This is a genomic window from Streptomyces sp. NPDC004126 (assembly GCF_050275515.1).
Taxonomy (GTDB): Bacteria; Actinomycetota; Actinomycetes; order Streptomycetales; family Streptomycetaceae; genus Streptomyces.
This window is the reverse complement of the sequence record NZ_JBNNPF010000034.1, coordinates 52,907-68,431: the sequence shown is the minus strand read 5'-3', so window position 1 is coordinate 68,431 and position 15,525 is coordinate 52,907. Positions and strand designations below refer to the sequence as shown.

Sequence of the window (15,525 nt, the reverse complement as noted above, 5' to 3'; positions counted from 1 at the left end):
TCATCATGAGTGCACGCAACAACCAGCAGAACAAGGCCGCCGCCCGCGAGCGGCTGCGCGTCGAGCGCGAGCAGCAGGCGAAGAAGGCCAAGGTCCGCCGCCAGCTGGTGGTGGCCGGCGCGGTCGTCGGCGCCCTGGCGCTGGCCGGGGGTGTCGGCTACGCCGTCGTCCAGGCCAACGAGCCGGGCTACTGGGACAAGGCCGCCAAGGCCGAGCTGGTCAAGCCGAAGAACACCACGGGCGAGGACGGCCTGACGGTGGTCATCGGCAAGCCCGAGGCGAAGAAGACCCTGGAGCTGTACGAGGACTCGCGCTGCCCGGCCTGCGCCTCCTTCGAGCAGTCGGCGGGCGACCAGGTCAAGAAGGACGTGGAGGCGGGCAAGTACAAGCTCCGCTACTTCGGCGCGACCTTCATCGACAACGGCGTCAAGGGCGAGGGTTCGAAGAACGCCCTGAGCGCGCTGGGCGCGGCCCTGAACGTGAGCCCCGAGGCCTTCCTGGAGTACAAGGGCGCGCTCTACTCGAAGGCGCTGCACCCGGAGGAGACCAACGACGCCTTCGCCAAGGACGACTACCTGCTGAAGGTCGCGGACACCGTCCCGGCGCTGAAGGGCAACGCCGAGTTCAAGAAGGCGGTCCAGGACGGCACGTACGACCGGTGGGCGATGGACATGTCGGCCGCCTTCAACAAGTCCGGCGTGACGGGCACCCCGACGCTGAAGATGGACGGCAAGAAGATCGAGACCCCGGCGACGCCGGAGGCCTTCACGGCGGCGATCGACAAGGCGCTCGCGGGCTGATGGACTGACAGATCCGGACATGGCTCCGGAACCGTCTCAAACGGGCGGGTGAACTCTTCGAGTTCGCCCGCCCGTTGCCGTTCCGTATCTGTTCCCAGCCACATACCGATCAGTAATATGATCGGCCGTGACCAGTCATCTCAACCCTCCACACCCGCGCCGCCGTACGGTCGTGCTGGCCGCCGCGGCCACGGCCGCGCTCGCGCCGATCACCCTCGGCGGCCAGGCGGCCCACGCGGCGGGGGCCGCGCCCGCCTTCCTCCACGGCGTCGCCTCCGGCGACCCGCTGCCCGACGGGGTCCTGCTCTGGACCCGCGTCACCCCGACTCCCGAAGCGGTGCCCGGCTCCGGCCTGGGCCCGTCCACCGCGGTGGGCTGGGAGGTGGCCGAGGACAAGGCCTTCTCCCGGATCGTCGCGAGCGGTTCGGTCACCGCGACGGCCGCCTCCGACCACACGGTCAAGGCGGACGTGCGCGGCCTGCGGCCGCAGACCCCGTACTGGTACCGCTTCACCGCCGGCGGGACCGTCTCCCCGGCCGGCCGCACCCTGACCGCCCCGGCGGCCGGGACGACCACGCCCGGCATCCGCTTCGGCGTGGTCTCCTGCGCCAACTGGGAGTCCGGCTACTTCTCCGCGTACCGGCACCTGGCCGCCCGCACCGACCTGCACGCGGTGCTGCACCTGGGCGACTACATCTACGAGTACCAGACCGGCGGATACCCCGAGGCGAAGTACGTCGTACGCCAGCACGAGCCGAAGAACGAGATCGTCTCGCTCTCCGACTACCGCACCCGGCACGGCAAGTACAAGACGGACGGCGACCTCCAGGCGCTGCACGCGGCCCACGCGATCGTGGCGATCTGGGACGACCACGAGTTCGCCGACAACTCCTGGTCCGACGGCGCCGGGAACCACACCCCGGGTGCCGAGGGCGACTGGGCGGCCCGCGCGGCCGCCGCCAAGCAGGCGTACTTCGAGTGGATGCCCGTACGACCGTCCATCGCGGGCACCGTCTACCGCCGGCTCCAGTTCGGCACCCTCGCCGACCTGCACCTGCTGGACCTGCGCTCCTTCCGCTCGGAGCAGGCCAAGACCGGCAGCGGCTCGGTCGACGACCCGGAGCGCACCATCACCGGGCGGGCCCAGCTGGACTGGCTCAAGTCCGGGCTGGCGTCCTCGAACGCGACCTGGAAGCTGGTCGGCACCTCGGTGATGATCTCGCCGGTGGCCTTCGCCTCGCTGCCCGCGCACCTGCTGAAGCCCCTCGCGCACCTGCTGGGCCTGCCCGAGGGCGGGATCGCGATCAACACGGACCAGTGGGACGGCTACACGGACGACCGCAAGGAACTCCTGGGCCACTTGAAGGACCGGAACATCAAGAACACGGTGTTCCTGACCGGCGACATCCACATGGCGTGGGCGAACGACGTCCCGGTGAACATGGCGACGTACCCGGGTTCGGGCACGGCGGCCACCGAGTTCGTGGTGACCTCGGTGACCTCCGACAACATCGACGACATGCTGCACGTGGCGCCGCACACCCTCTCGGTGGTGGCCGAGGGCGCCATCAAGGCGGCGAACTGGCACGTGAAGTGGCTGGACATGGACTCGCACGGCTACGGCGTGCTGGACGTGACGGCCGAGCGCTCGCAGATGGACTACTACGTGGTCTCCGACAAGCGGCGGCAGGACGCGAGCTCCTCCTGGGCCCGCTCGTACCGCACGCTGAACGGCAGCCAGAAGGTGGAACGGGCCGACCGTCCGGTTAACTGACCCACCGTCAAATCTGCTGTCGGAGGGGGCTCCTGGTGCAGACCAGGAGTCCCATCCGGCACATCGGCAACAAATCTTTAACTTACGAGTACTTGCCATCTTGATGACATGCACACATAAACTTCCGGCCAGCGTGAGGAAATCCCTCACCCCCCACCACGCTTGCCGAGGAGCCACCGTGCGCGCTGTTGCCCGCATATCCCCCCTTCTCCGCCGCCGCCTCATGGGTACGGCCGTCCTTGCCTCCACCCTGGCGTTCGCCCCGCTGACCGCCCCCACCACGGTCGCCGCCGCCGCCTCCAAGACCGGCGCCGAGGCCTGTGCCGAGCAGGGCTCCGCCCCTGCCAACGCCCGCGTCGCCAAGCCCAAGGACAGCCACGCGGCCGAGCCCAACGAGGTCAGCGAGGACCAGGTCAAGGCCATGGACGCCGACCTGCAGAAGAAGCTCAAGGGCCTCCAGCTGTCCCCGCAGCAGGTCTTCGGCTCCGGCGCCGGCGCCTCGCTCGCCGCCGCGGCCACGAACATCCCGGTGTACGTCCACGTCATCACCTCCGGCACCGCCGGAAAGCTGACCGCCACGGACATCAGCAACCAGATCGCCGTCCTCAACGCCGCCTACAGCGGCAAGGGCACCGGCAACGTCGACTCCGGCTTCCAGTTCACCCTGGCCGGCACCGACTACACCGACAACGCCGCCTGGTACAACGTCTCCGACGGCACTCAGGCCGAGAAGGACATGAAGAACGCCCTGCGCAAGGGCGACAAGAACGCGCTCAACATCTACACCGCCAACCTCGGCGGCGGCCTGCTCGGCTGGGCGACCTTCCCGAGCTCCTACACCTCGGCGCCCAAGATGGACGGCGTGGTCCTGCTCAACACCTCGCTGCCCGGCGGCTCCGCCGCCAACTACAACGAGGGCGACACCGCCACCCACGAGGTCGGCCACTGGATGGGCCTGTACCACACCTTCCAGGGCGGCTGCTCGGGCAGCGGCGACTCCGTCTCCGACACCCCGGCCGAGAAGAGCGCGGCCTTCGAGTGCCCGACCGGCCGCGACTCCTGCACCACCAAGGCCGGCGTCGACCCGATCCACAACTTCATGGACTACACGTACGACTCCTGCATGTACCAGTTCACCGCGGGCCAGGTCTCGCGCATGAAGAGCATGTGGACCGCCTACCGCGGCTGACCCGCAGGCTCCACCACAGCGAAAGGGGATGCCCCCGGCGCCAGGCGCCGGGGGCATCCCCCGTGTGTCCCTACAGCGTGTCGAGGAACGCCAGCGCGACCTTCCAGGTCTCCTCCGCCGCCTCGGCGTCGTAGTCCTCCAGGTCCGGGTCCGTGAACAGGTGCCCCGCGCCCGCGTAGCCGTGCACCTCCACGTCCGCCCCGGCCCGCCGCATCCGCAGGTACCAGGCCGTCAGCCAGTCGTGCGTCTCGTACGGGTCCGGGTCCGCGATGTGCAGCTGCACCGGCAGCTCGTCGGCCGAGGCGTCCTCGTCCAGGTCCGCCGTGCCGTGCAGGAGCAGCAGGCCGCGCGCCTTGTCGTCGGCCAGCGCCAGGTGCTGCGCGACCGACCCGCCGAAGGAGAAGCCCGCGTAGACCAGGCCCCGGTCGGAGAACGGCGCCGACGCCAGCACCGCCCGCTTGAGCAGCTCGTCGCGCCCCACCTCCTCCTGGTAGGCCGCACCCTCCTCGAACGTGGCGAACGTACGGCCCTCGAAGAGGTCCGGCACCTGGACCTCGTGCCCGGCCGCGCGCAGCCGGTCGGCCGCCGCGTGGACCGCGGGCCGCAGCCCGTACGTCGAATGGAAGAGCATGATGTTCATGCCCTCCATCGTGCCATTCCCGTGAAAGCAGGAGTCCGGGGGCGCCCCGTGGATACCTTCTCCGGCATGGAGATGGAGAACGTCCTGCGACCCGCCCTGGTCGTCGGCGCCGCCCTGGTCCTCACCCTGGTCGCCGGCTGGGTGCTCGACCTGCTGCTGCGCAAGGCCGACGCCCGGCACACCGAAACCCCGCTGTGGGGGCTGCTGCGCCGCTGCGGCCTGCCCTTCCGGCTCGTCCTCGGCACCGCGGCGCTCCAGGCCGCGTACCGCCCGGCGGGCATCCTCCCCGCCCACGCCGACGGCGTCGGCCACGCCCTGACCCTGGTCCAGATCGCCTCGACCGCCTGGCTGCTCGTCCGCATCGCCGCGGCGGTGGTCGAGGCCACGTACGCCCGCTACGCCGCCGCCTCCCCCGACGAGGCCCGGGTCCGCCGGGTCCGCACCCAGGTCACCCTGATCCAGCGGGTGCTCACCGCCCTGGCCGTGCTGGTCGCCGCCGCCGCGATGCTGCTCACCTTCCCGCCGATGCGCACGGTCGGCGCCTCGGTGCTGGCCTCCGCCGGGGTGCTCGGCATCGTCGCGGGCATCGCCGCGCAGGCCTCCCTCGGCAACCTCTTCGCCGGGCTGCAGATCGCCTTCGGGGACACCGTGCGCATCGGGGACACGGTGGTCGTGGACAAGGAGTGGGGCAAGGTCGAGGAGATCACCCTGACCTTCCTGGTGGTGCGCACCTGGGACGAGCGCCGGATCACGATGCCGGTCTCGTACTTCACCAGCAAGCCGTACGAGAACTGGTCGCGCGGCGGCGCCCAGATGACCGGCACGGTCTTCTGGCACCTGGACCACTCGGCGCCGGTCGCCCTCATGCGGGACAAGCTCGCCGAGCTCCTCAAGGACATCCCCGAGTGGGACGGCCGCACCGGCGGCCTGGCCGTCACCGACACCACCCCGAACACCATCGTGGTCCGCGCGGTGGTCACGGCGAAGGACGGCGACGACGTGTGGACCCTGCGCTGCGCCGTCCGCGAGCGGCTGATCGCCTGGCTGGCCGCCGAGCACCCGTACGCCCTCCCCCGCGTCACCACGGCGGAGGCGGCCCCACGCGGTACGGACACCCCCTAGCCGAGCAGCGTGGCCGCCGACTCCTCGGCGAGGTCCTCGGCGTGCGGGGGCAGCGGGAGGCCGGCCCGCAGGGGGCGGCGGACCACCGCGAGCGGCAGGTCGACCAGGGCCAGGACGATCCGGTCCAGCCCCTCGGGCCCGGCCGCGCCGAGCGCCGCCCCGAGTTCCGCGAGGCGGGCGAACACCCGCGCGTTCCCCCGGTCCGCGCGCCCGCGGTGCTCCTCGGACCAGCCGGAGCAGCCGAACTCCTCGGCGCCGTGGAGGAGCAGCGCCGCCTCCGCCGGGCGGGCCCGGCTCCAGGCCACGACGTGCCGGGCGCCGGCCCGGGCGGCCCGCCGGGGGTCGGGGTCCGCGTCGAGGGCGGCGAGGTAGCCCTCCTGGAAGCCCTCGACGGTGCGCAGCCACACCTCGGCGAGCAGCGCGGGGCGCCCGGGGAAGCGGTGGTAGACGGATCCGCTGGGCGCGCCGACGGTCTGGGCGACGGCGGACATGGTGACGGCTGCCGGCCCGCCGGCGGCGGCGAGGAGGACCGCGGCGTCGAGGAGCGCGCCGGCGTCGAAGCGGGGTGGTCTCGGCATGAATCAGAGAGTACTCTCCACAATTATTAGAGACAGCTCTCCAATTGAAGGAGCGGGAGACACCCATGCCCGTCCACAACGTGCACGAACGCCTGCTGCCCATGGGGGCCGCCGAGGCCGGCGCCCTCCTCGACTCCCTGTCCGCCGGTCAGGCCGACCGGCTCTGGCCCCACCGCACCTGGTCCCCCATGGAGTTCGACCGCCCGCTGGGGCCGGGCGCGAAGGGCGGCCACGGCCCCGTCCGCTACACGGTCGCCGCGTACGTCCCCGGGACCTGGATCCGCTTCGCCTTCACCGGCCCGCGCGGCTTCCACGGCTTCCACGAGTACGCGGTCCTGCCCGTCGACGAGGAGCGCACGCTGCTGCGCCACACCCTCTCGATGCGGGTCACCGGCCCCGCCCGGCTGAGCTGGCCCCTGGCCTACCGCTGGCTGCACGACGCCCTGCTGGAGGACAGCCTGGACCGCGCCGAGCGCCCGCCCCGGCGCACCCGCTGGTCCCCGTACGTCCGCCTCCTCCTGGCCCTCGCCCCTGAGGAACGCTGACCCGGCCCCGCCTACGTGCTGCGCAGGCTCCGCACGTCCAGGTGCCGCAGCACCCTGTCGACGATCTCCGGGTCGGCGCCCGGTTCGCTGCGGGCCGCGAGGACCTCGTGCCGGGCGGCGGACATCATCTCCCGCTGGATGCGCTGCACGTCGCGGATCCGCTCCACCCGCTTCGCGTACGCCTCCCGCCGCTCCTCGTCGACCATGTCCGGGCTGATCCTGGCCCCGACGTCGTACGCGCGCCGGTACAGGATCTCGACCAGGTCCTCGGGGAGGTCCTCGACCTCCTCGATCTCCTTGAGCCGCCGCTTCGCCGCCTTCGCCGCGCGCAGCGCCAGCCGCCGCTCGGTCTCCCGCTCCTCGTCCGTGTCCGCCTCGACCCCCAGCCGGCGCACCAGCCACGGCAGGGTCAGCCCCTGGAACACCAGCGTCGTCATGATCACCGCGAAGGCGATGAAGACGATCTCGTCCCGCGCGGGGAAGGGCTCCCCCGAGTCCGTACGCAAGGGCAGGGCCAGCGCCAGCGCCACCGACGCCACCCCGCGCATCCCGGCCCACCACATCACGAGGCTCTCCCGCCAGCTCAGCGGGATCTCCTCGTCGTAGTCGCGGCGCCCGTGCAGCTTCTTCGCCAGCCAGGCCGCCGGCAGCAGCCAGACCAGCCGGACGCCGACCACCACCGCGACCACCGCCGCCGCCCAGCCGGCCATGGCCCACTCGCGGCCCCCGGCCACCCCGAAGACGTTGTGCAGCTCCAGCCCGATCAGCCCGAACGCCACCCCGGTGACCAGCATGTCGACGATCTCCCAGAAGGTGTGCCCGGCGAGCCGCCCCAGCACGTCATCGGCGTCGCCGGCGTACTCGGCGAGGAACAGGGCCGTCGTCAGCACGGCCAGCACCCCCGAGCCCTGGAGTTCCTCCGCCACCACGTACGCCACGAACGGCACGAGCAGCGTCAGCCCGATCTGGAGCGTGGCGTCCCCCAGCCGCCCCATCAGCCGGTTCGCGGCCCAGCCGAGCGCCAGCCCGACGGCCACCGCCACCACGGCGGACAGCACGAACTCCCCGAGCGCGTCGGGCCAGGAGAAGCTGCCGCTCACGGCGGCGGCGACGGCGACGTGGTAGAGCACGATGGCGGTGACGTCGTTGAACAGGCCCTCGCCCTCCAGGATCGACACCATCCGGCGCGGCAGCCCGAGCGCCCCGGCCACGGCGGTGGCGGCGACGGGGTCGGGCGGGGCGACGAGCGCGCCGAGCGCGACGGCGGCGGCCAGCGGCAGCCCGGGGACGACGGCGTGCGCGACCCCGGCCACGGCGGCGGTGGTCACGAACACCAGGGCCACGGCCAGCAGCAGGATCGGCCGCACGTTGGCGGCGAACTGCCGCCAGGAGGTGCGCTGCGCGGAGGCGTAGAGCAACGGCGGCAGCACCAGCGGCAGGATGAAATCGGGCGGGACGGCGACGTTGGGCACGACCGGCACCAGCGCCAGACCGACCCCGGCGAGGGTCATCAGCACGGGCGCGGGCAGCCCGAGCCGGTCCCCGAGCGGTACGGTCACGACGGCCCCGAGCAACAGCACGAAGAGCAGAGCGAGCTGATCCACGCCTTAACCCTGTCAGGACCCCGTCCCACACCCCGCAGGGGCGCGCGGGTCCCGCTGCGCGGAGCCGCTCCCCTCCCCGCCCTCTATAGCCTCGCCGGCGTTTGAGGCGCGGGGGTCTGGGGGCGGAGCCCCCAGGAGGGGTCCGGGGCGCAGCCCCCGCAGCGGTACCCCCGCTACGGCAGAGCCCTCCGCATTGCCCGGTGCGGAATCCCGGCGTCGGCGAACTCCGCCCCGTACGCCTCGTACCCCAGCCGCTCGTAGAAGCCCAGCGCGTGCGTCTGCGCCCCGAGCGACACCGCCGCCAGCTCCAGCCGGACGGCCTCCGCCTCGATCGCGCGGACCAGCGCCACCCCGACGCCCAGCCCGCGCGCGGACTTGCGTACGGCCAGCCGGCCCAGCGAGCCGACCTCCGGTGACCCGGTCTTGGACAGGGCCTGCGGCCCGTGCAGCAGCCGGCCGGTGCCCAGCGGCTCACCGTCCGGGCCGACGGCCAGCACGTGCACCGCGACCGCGTCGTACGCGTCGTACTCGATCGACTCCGGCACGGACTGCTCGACCACGAACACCTCGGTCCGCACGGCGTAGCAGGCCGCCAGGTCCGCCTCCGAGGAGGCCACCCTCACCGAGACGGCGGGGCCGGCAGTCACTGGCTCTCGGCCCGGATGACGTCCAGCGCGTGCTGCAGGTCCGCCGGGTAGCCGCTCTCGAACTCCACCCACTGCCCGTCGGCCGGGTGCTCGAAGCCGAGCCGCACGGCGTGCAGCCACTGCCGGGTCAGCCCGAGCCGCTTCGCGACGGTCGGGTCGGCCCCGTAGGTCAGGTCGCCGACGCAGGGGTGGCGGTGCGCGGACATGTGCACGCGGATCTGGTGCGTGCGGCCCGTCTCCAGCTTGATGTCCAGCAGGGAGGCGGCCCGGAAGGCCTCGATGAGGTCGTAGTGGGTGACCGACGCCTTGCCGTCCTGGGTCACGGCCCACTTGTAGTCGGCGCTCGGGTGGCGCCCGATCGGCGCGTCGATCGTGCCGCTCATCGGGTCCGGGTGGCCCTGCACCAGCGCGTGGTAGCGCTTGTCGACGACGCGCTCGCGGAACTGGTTCTTGAGCGAGGTGTAGGCGCGCTCGGACTTGGCGACGGCCATCAGGCCGGAGGTGCCGACGTCGAGGCGGTGCACGATGCCCTGGCGCTCGGAGGCGCCGGAGGTGGAGATCCGGTAGCCGGCGGCGGCGAGGCCGCCGATGACGGTGGTGCCGGTCCAGCCGGGGCTGGGGTGGGCCGCGACGCCGACCGGCTTCATGATGACCACGACGTCGTCGTCGTCGTGGATGATCTCCATGCCGGGCACGGGCTCGGCGACGAGCTCGACGGGCCGCGGCGGGGCGGGCATCTCGACTTCCAGCCAGGCGCCGCCGTGGACGCGCTCGGACTTGCCGACGACGCTGCCGTCGACCGAGACCTTCCCCTCCGCCGCCAGCTCGGCCGCCTTCGTCCGGGAGAAACCGAACATACGGGCGATGGCGGCGTCGACGCGCTCGCCTTCGAGGCCATCGGGAACGGGCAGGGTGCGGATCTCGGGAATCGTACTCACCTGTCGAGTATGCAGGACTCGGCAGAGGAGCACGGCCGCCCGGCCTCCGCGATCAGTCCTTGTGGACGGTCCCGTCCGGGTCCAGGCCCTTGAAGGACAGCAGGACGATCAGGATCCCGCCGCACACGATCGCCGAGTCGGCGAGGTTGAACACGGCGAAGTGGGCCGGTGCGATGAAGTCGACGACCGCACCCCGGAACACGCCCGGCGAACGGAAGATCCGGTCGGTGAGGTTGCCCAGGGCACCGCCCAGCAGCAGGCCCAGGGCGATCGCCCACGGCAGGCTGTAGAGCTTGCGGGCCAGCCGGACGATCACCACGATCACGGTCGCCGCGATCACGGTGAAGATGATCGTGAAGGCCTCGCCGAAACCGAAGGCCGCGCCCGGGTTGCGGATGGCGGAGAACTTCAGCCACTCGCCGACGATCTCGATCGGCGGCTGGTGCTCCAGCTTGGCCACGACGACCATCTTGCTGCCGAGGTCGAGCAGGTACGCGAGCACCGCGACGACCAGCAGCGCCGCGATCCGCCTGCGCCCCCGGGGCGCGGCGGGCTCCGACTGCGGCTCGGCGTCGTCCCCGACCTCCGGCATACCGATGATGCGCTCCGCCTCTGCCACGTGAGTCCCTCGAACTAGCTCGAACCGGGTACGGGAACCTTCATCCCGACGAGACACGAGAGTACGTCAGTACGCGTAGGTCCTGGCTAGTGCCTTCGCTCCTGCTTCTGCTTGCAGTCCACGCACAGCGTCGCCCTCGGGAAGGCCTGCATGCGCGCCTTGCCGATGGGCCGGCCGCAGTTCTCGCAGAGGCCGTAGGTGCCCGCCTCCAGCCGCTCCAGGGCCCGCTCGGTCTGCTCCAGCATCGAGGTGGCGTTCGCGGCGAGGGCCAGCTCGGACTCCCGGGTGATGTTCTTGGTCCCGGTGTCGGCCTGGTCGTCGCCCGCGCCGTCGCCGGAGTCCCGCATCAGGCCCGAGATGGCCACTTCGGAGGCGTCCAGCTCGGCCCTCAGCCGCAGCACCTCGCTCTCCAGCTCGGCCCGCGCCTCCGCGACCTCCGCGGGGGTCCAGGGGTCCTCCCCCTCGCGCACGGCCAGCTCGCCGGGGGCCGGCGCCGCGGCCTTCGCCTTGGGGAGCCCGCTGGTGGCGGTCCCGGCCGTCTTCCTGGCCGTACCCGCAGTCTTCTTGGCAACCACTTTCCGAGCTCCCGTCTTCCGCGCGGCCGGGGCCGCCCCCTCGGACGCGGCCGTCTTGGCCGCGGCCTTGCTCGTGGTACGCCCGGCCGGCACCTTCTCCGCCACCGCCACCTCAGCGGCGGCAGCCTTGGCCGAAGCCTTCTTGGCCGGCGCCTCCTCGGCGGCGGCAACAGTCCTGGCCGAAGCCTTCTTCACCGCCGCCTTCTCGGCGGCAGCCGTCCTGGCCGGAGCCTTCCTGGCCACCGCCTTCTCAGCGGCAGCCTTCTTGGCCACCGCCGTCTTGGCCGGGGCCTTCTTCGCCCCGGCCTCCTCAGCGGCAGCCTTCTTGGCCGGAGCCTTCTTCGCCACCACCTCCTCAGCGGCAGCCTCCTTCACCGCCGCCGTCTTGGCCGGGGCCTTCTTCGCCGGAGCCTTCTTGGCCCCCGCCTTCTCCGCGGCAGCGGCTTCGGCAGCGGCCTTCCTGCCCGGGGACTTCGCGGCGGCAGCCGATCCGGCCGGGGCCCGTCCGGCCGCCGCGTCCTCGACCGCGGGCTCGGCCACCTCCCGTGTCCCCGTCTTCTTCGCCACCATGGCCGCGGCCCCTTTTCACATACTGTGATCTTCTTCGCAGATCGTGCCGGAACGATAAATCGCCTCCGACCCCACGGCAACGGGGCACGCGTCCGTCGAGGTCAACCTGCATCCGTTGTGCCCAGCGGGGAGCCCCGTAATCCGCCCCACCCGCCCCAGCGGATCCCGGAGCCGCTCGTCAGCCCATCCGGGTCACGCCGCGAGCCGCCCCGCGACGCGCCGCCGGGCCCCGCAAAACCGGTCTGCCGACCCGCGCCCCGGCCCGTACACTGGGCGCAGCGAAAGGCATGGATGGGGACGAGTAGCGTCGGACGCAGCCAGGAGCGACCCGGGGACGGTGAGAGCCCGGGGGCGAGCGCGATGCGAAGGATCACCCCGGAGCCGCCGGAAGAAAGCCCGCACGGATCCCCGTACGGCGAGTAGAACCGGCTTCGCACCCCAATGAGGGGGCCGCCGGACCCGTCCGGAGGCCAAGGAGGGTGGTACCGCGGGAGCAGCAGCGCTCTCGTCCCTCCGGACGGAAGTGACACCCCGCCGGAGGAAGAGTTCAGCCTCATGACCACACCGCCCCAGTACCGCCCGGTACCCGCCCAGGTCGACCTGCCCGCCCTCGAACACGCCGTCCTCGACTTCTGGCGTGAGAGCAAGACCTTCGCCAAGACGCTGGAGCAGTCCGAGGGCCGCCCCGAGTGGGTGTTCTACGAGGGCCCGCCCACCGCGAACGGCATGCCCGGCGCGCACCACATCGAGGCCCGCGTCTTCAAGGACGTCTTCCCCCGCTTCCGCACCATGCGCGGCTACCACGTCGCCCGCAAGGCCGGCTGGGACTGCCACGGCCTGCCCGTCGAGCTGGCCGTCGAGAAGGAACTGGGCTTCAACGGCAAGCAGGACATCGAGGCGTACGGCATCGCCGAGTTCAACGCCAAGTGCCGCGAGTCCGTGACCCGCCACACCGACGCGTTCACCGAGCTCACGACCCGCATGGGCTACTGGGTCGACCTGGACGACGCCTACCGGACCATGGACCCCGAGTACGTCGAGTCCGTCTGGTGGTCGCTGAAGGAGATCTTCAACAAGGGCCTGCTGACCCAGGACCACCGCGTGGCCCCCTGGTGCCCGCGCTGCGGCACCGGCCTGTCCGACCACGAGCTCGCGCAGGGCTACGAGACGGTCGTCGACCCCTCCGTCTACGTCCGCTTCCCGCTGACCTCCGGCCCGCTGGCCGGCGAGGCGGCGCTGGTCGTGTGGACCACCACCCCCTGGACCCTGGTCTCCAACACCGCCGTCGCGGCCCACCCCGAGGTCACGTACGTCGTCGCCACGGACGGCAACGAGAAGCTCGTCGTCGCCCAGCCGCTGCTGGAGAAGGCCCTCGGCGAGGGCTGGGAGGCCACCGGCCAGACCTTCACCGGCAAGGAGATGGAGCGCTGGGCCTACCAGCGCCCCTTCGAGCTGGTCGAGTTCCCCGAGCCGGCCCACTACGTGGTCAACGCCGAGTACGTCACCACCGAGGACGGCACCGGTCTGGTCCACCAGGCCCCGGCCTTCGGCGCCGACGACCTCGCGGTCTGCCGCGCGTACGGCATGCCGGTCGTGAACCCGGTCCGCGCCGACGGCACCTTCGAGGAGGAGGTCCCGCTCGTCGGCGGCGTCTTCTTCAAGAAGGCCGACGAGCGCCTGACCGCCGACCTCGACACCCGCGGCCTGCTCTTCAAGCACATCGCCTACGAGCACAGCTACCCGCACTGCTGGCGCTGCCACACGGCCCTGCTCTACTACGCGCAGCCGTCCTGGTACATCCGCACCACCGCCGTCAAGGACGCGATGCTGCGGGAGAACGAGAAGACGAACTGGTTCCCGGACTCGGTCAAGCAGGGCCGCTTCGGCGACTGGCTCAACAACAACATCGACTGGGCGCTCTCCCGCAACCGCTACTGGGGCACCCCGCTGCCGATCTGGCGCTGCGAGGAGGACCACCTCACCTGCGTCGGCTCCCGCGCCGAGCTGTCGGAGCTGTCCGGCCAGGACCACTCCTCCCTGGACCCGCACCGCCCGTACATCGACGACGTCACCTTCCCCTGCACGGCGGAGGGCTGTTCCCTGACCGCCGTCCGCGTCCCGGAGGTCATCGACGCCTGGTACGACTCGGGCTCGATGCCGTTCGCGCAGTGGGGCTACCCGTACAAGAACAAGGAGATCTTCGAGAAGCGCTACCCGGCGCAGTTCATCTCGGAGGCCATCGACCAGACGCGCGGCTGGTTCTACACGCTGATGGCGGTCGGCACGCTCGTCTTCGACAAGTCGTCCTACGAGAACGTGGTCTGCCTGGGCCACATCCTCGCCGAGGACGGCCGCAAGATGTCCAAGCACCTGGGCAATATCCTCCAGCCGATCCCGCTCATGGACCAGCACGGCGCCGACGCGGTCCGCTGGTTCATGGCGGCCGGCGGCTCCCCGTGGGCGGCGCGCCGCGTCGGCCACGGCACGATCCAGGAGGTCGTCCGCAAGACGCTCCTCACGTACTGGAACACCGTCGCCTTCCAGGCCCTGTACGCGCGCACGTCGAACTGGGCGCCCTCCGCCGCCGACCCGGCGCCGGCCGACCGCACGGTCCTCGACCGCTGGCTGCTCTCCGAGCTCCACACCCTCGTCACCGAGGTCACGGACGCGATGGAGGCCTACGACACCCAGCGCGCGGGCAAGCTGCTCTCCGCCTTCGTGGACGACCTGTCCAACTGGTACGTGCGCCGCTCGCGCCGCCGGTTCTGGCAGGGCGACGCGGCCGCGCTGCGCACGCTGCACGACGTGGTCGAGACGGTGACCCGGCTCATGGCCCCGCTCACCCCCTTCATCACGGAGCGGGTCTGGCAGGACATGGTCGTCCCGGTCACCCCGGACGCGCCGGAGTCGGTGCACCTGTCCACCTGGCCGGTGGCGGACGCCTCGGCGATCGACCCGACCCTGTCGCAGCAGATGCTGCTGGTCCGCCGCCTGGTCGAGCTGGGCCGGGCCACCCGCGCCGAGTCCGGCGTCAAGACCCGCCAGCCGCTGTCGCGCGCGCTGGTCGGGGCGGTGGGCTTCGACGCCCTGTCCCCGGAGCTCCAGGCGCAGATCACGGAGGAGCTGAACGTCTCCTCCCTGGCCTCCCTGTCCGAGGTCGGCGGCTCGCTGGTGGACACCACGGCCAAGGCCAACTTCCGGGCGCTGGGCAAGCGCTTCGGCAAGGGCGTCCAGGACGTCGCGAAGGCCGTGGCCGCGGCGGACGCGGCAGCGCTGTCGCTGGCCCTGCGGTCCGGTTCGGCGACGATCACGCTGAACGGCGAGGAGATCTCCCTCTCCCCGGAGGAGGTCATCATCACGGAGACCCCGCGCGAGGGCTGGTCGGTGGCCTCGGACTCCGGCGCGACGGTCGCCCTGGACCTGGAGATCACCCCGGAGCTGCGGCTGGCGGGCCTGGCGCGTGACGCGATCCGGCTGATCCAGGAGGCCCGGAAGAACTCCGGCCTGGACGTGGCGGACCGCATCGCCCTGCGGTGGTCCTCGTCGGACCCGGAGGTCGTGACGGCCCTGACGGACCACGCGGCCCTGATCTCGGACGAGGTCCTGGCGACCGACTACGCCTCGGGCGAGGCCGACGCCGCGTACGGTGACCCGTTCACGGACGACTCCCTGTCCCTGACGTTCCGCCTCCGCAAGGCGTAACCCCTCCCGCCCCAGTGGCCCGGCCCCTCCCCTCCGGGGGGGGTGCCGGGCCACTGCCGTCTGCGGGCCCGGTGGTGGGGCCGCTGCGCGGGGCCTGCCCCTCCCCGCCCTTCCACCGTTCCCCGGGGCTCCGCCCCGGACCCCGCGCCTCGAACGCCGGCGGGGCTGGAATTTCGCTGCGCGAAATCCAGCCCGCGCGGCGTTGAGCGCAACGGGGTCCGG

The 15,525-nt window shown here is 72.0% G+C and carries 13 protein-coding genes; 6 read left to right on the top strand and 7 right to left on the bottom strand.

Annotation, left to right across the window (positions count from 1 at the left end):
* The first annotated feature begins 5 nt into the window (after positions 1–5).
* The 3 genes from ACQKM2_RS27805 to ACQKM2_RS27795 all read left to right on the top strand — a co-directional run bounded on the left by ACQKM2_RS27805 (position 6) and on the right by ACQKM2_RS27795 (position 3,763).
* The gene (locus tag ACQKM2_RS27805) at positions 6–800 is read left to right on the top strand and encodes a DsbA family protein (protein ID WP_427714515.1); all 795 of its coding nucleotides are present in this window, start codon (positions 6–8) and stop codon (positions 798–800) included.
* A gap of 127 nt (positions 801–927) precedes the next feature.
* A complete protein-coding gene (locus ACQKM2_RS27800) occupies positions 928–2,574 on the top strand; it encodes an alkaline phosphatase D family protein (RefSeq protein WP_427714513.1) in 1,647 nt (548 codons plus the stop codon).
* Between the two features lie 223 nt (positions 2,575–2,797).
* Positions 2,798–3,763, top strand: coding sequence for a zinc metalloprotease (locus tag ACQKM2_RS27795; RefSeq protein ID WP_427714560.1), 966 nt, complete (start codon positions 2,798–2,800; stop codon positions 3,761–3,763).
* Between the two features lie 70 nt (positions 3,764–3,833).
* On the opposite strand, the gene ACQKM2_RS27790 is transcribed toward ACQKM2_RS27795, so the two are convergent.
* Positions 3,834–4,403, bottom strand: a complete 570-nt coding sequence (locus ACQKM2_RS27790; RefSeq protein ID WP_399438940.1) for a dienelactone hydrolase family protein — start codon at positions 4,401–4,403, stop codon at positions 3,834–3,836.
* Positions 4,404–4,475: 72 nt separating this feature from the next.
* On the opposite strand from ACQKM2_RS27790, the gene ACQKM2_RS27785 reads away from it, so the two are divergent.
* The gene (locus ACQKM2_RS27785) at positions 4,476–5,525 is read left to right on the top strand and encodes a mechanosensitive ion channel family protein (protein ID WP_427714558.1); all 1,050 of its coding nucleotides are present in this window, start codon (positions 4,476–4,478) and stop codon (positions 5,523–5,525) included.
* On the opposite strand, the gene ACQKM2_RS27780 is transcribed toward ACQKM2_RS27785, so the two are convergent.
* Positions 5,522–6,103 carry a TetR/AcrR family transcriptional regulator gene (locus tag ACQKM2_RS27780; protein ID WP_427714511.1) on the bottom strand — a complete coding sequence of 194 codons (582 nt, stop codon included), beginning with the start codon at positions 6,101–6,103 and terminating at the stop codon, positions 5,522–5,524. The two genes, ACQKM2_RS27785 and ACQKM2_RS27780, sit on opposite strands and share 4 nt — an antisense overlap.
* 65 nt (positions 6,104–6,168) lie before the next feature.
* On the opposite strand from ACQKM2_RS27780, the gene ACQKM2_RS27775 reads away from it, so the two are divergent.
* Positions 6,169–6,648 (top strand): SRPBCC family protein, encoded by a 480-nt coding sequence (locus ACQKM2_RS27775; protein WP_427714509.1) that lies wholly within the window; start codon positions 6,169–6,171, stop codon positions 6,646–6,648.
* A gap of 11 nt (positions 6,649–6,659) precedes the next feature.
* On the opposite strand, the gene ACQKM2_RS27770 is transcribed toward ACQKM2_RS27775, so the two are convergent.
* From ACQKM2_RS27770 to ACQKM2_RS27750, 5 genes are all read right to left on the bottom strand, one after another.
* A complete protein-coding gene (locus ACQKM2_RS27770) occupies positions 6,660–8,252 on the bottom strand; it encodes a Na+/H+ antiporter (protein WP_427714507.1) in 1,593 nt (530 codons plus the stop codon).
* 173 nt (positions 8,253–8,425) lie between these two features.
* A complete protein-coding gene (locus ACQKM2_RS27765) occupies positions 8,426–8,899 on the bottom strand; it encodes a GNAT family N-acetyltransferase (RefSeq protein ID WP_427714505.1) in 474 nt (157 codons plus the stop codon).
* Positions 8,896–9,837: an RluA family pseudouridine synthase gene (locus ACQKM2_RS27760; RefSeq protein ID WP_007263598.1), complete on the bottom strand. Its 942-nt coding sequence runs from the start codon at positions 9,835–9,837 to the stop codon at positions 8,896–8,898. Before ACQKM2_RS27760 ends, ACQKM2_RS27765 begins: the two co-directional genes overlap by 4 nt.
* Positions 9,838–9,889: 52 nt before the next feature.
* Positions 9,890–10,456 (bottom strand): signal peptidase II, encoded by a 567-nt coding sequence (gene lspA, locus ACQKM2_RS27755; RefSeq protein WP_125598630.1) that lies wholly within the window; start codon positions 10,454–10,456, stop codon positions 9,890–9,892.
* Between the two features lie 86 nt (positions 10,457–10,542).
* The gene (locus ACQKM2_RS27750; RefSeq protein WP_427714503.1) at positions 10,543–11,601 is read right to left on the bottom strand and encodes a TraR/DksA family transcriptional regulator; all 1,059 of its coding nucleotides are present in this window, start codon (positions 11,599–11,601) and stop codon (positions 10,543–10,545) included.
* Between the two features lie 555 nt (positions 11,602–12,156).
* On the opposite strand from ACQKM2_RS27750, the gene ileS reads away from it, so the two are divergent.
* Entirely contained in the window at positions 12,157–15,303 is a 3,147-nt protein-coding gene (gene ileS, locus ACQKM2_RS27745; RefSeq protein WP_427714502.1) for an isoleucine--tRNA ligase, read from the top strand.
* Positions 15,304–15,525 lie beyond the last annotated feature (222 nt).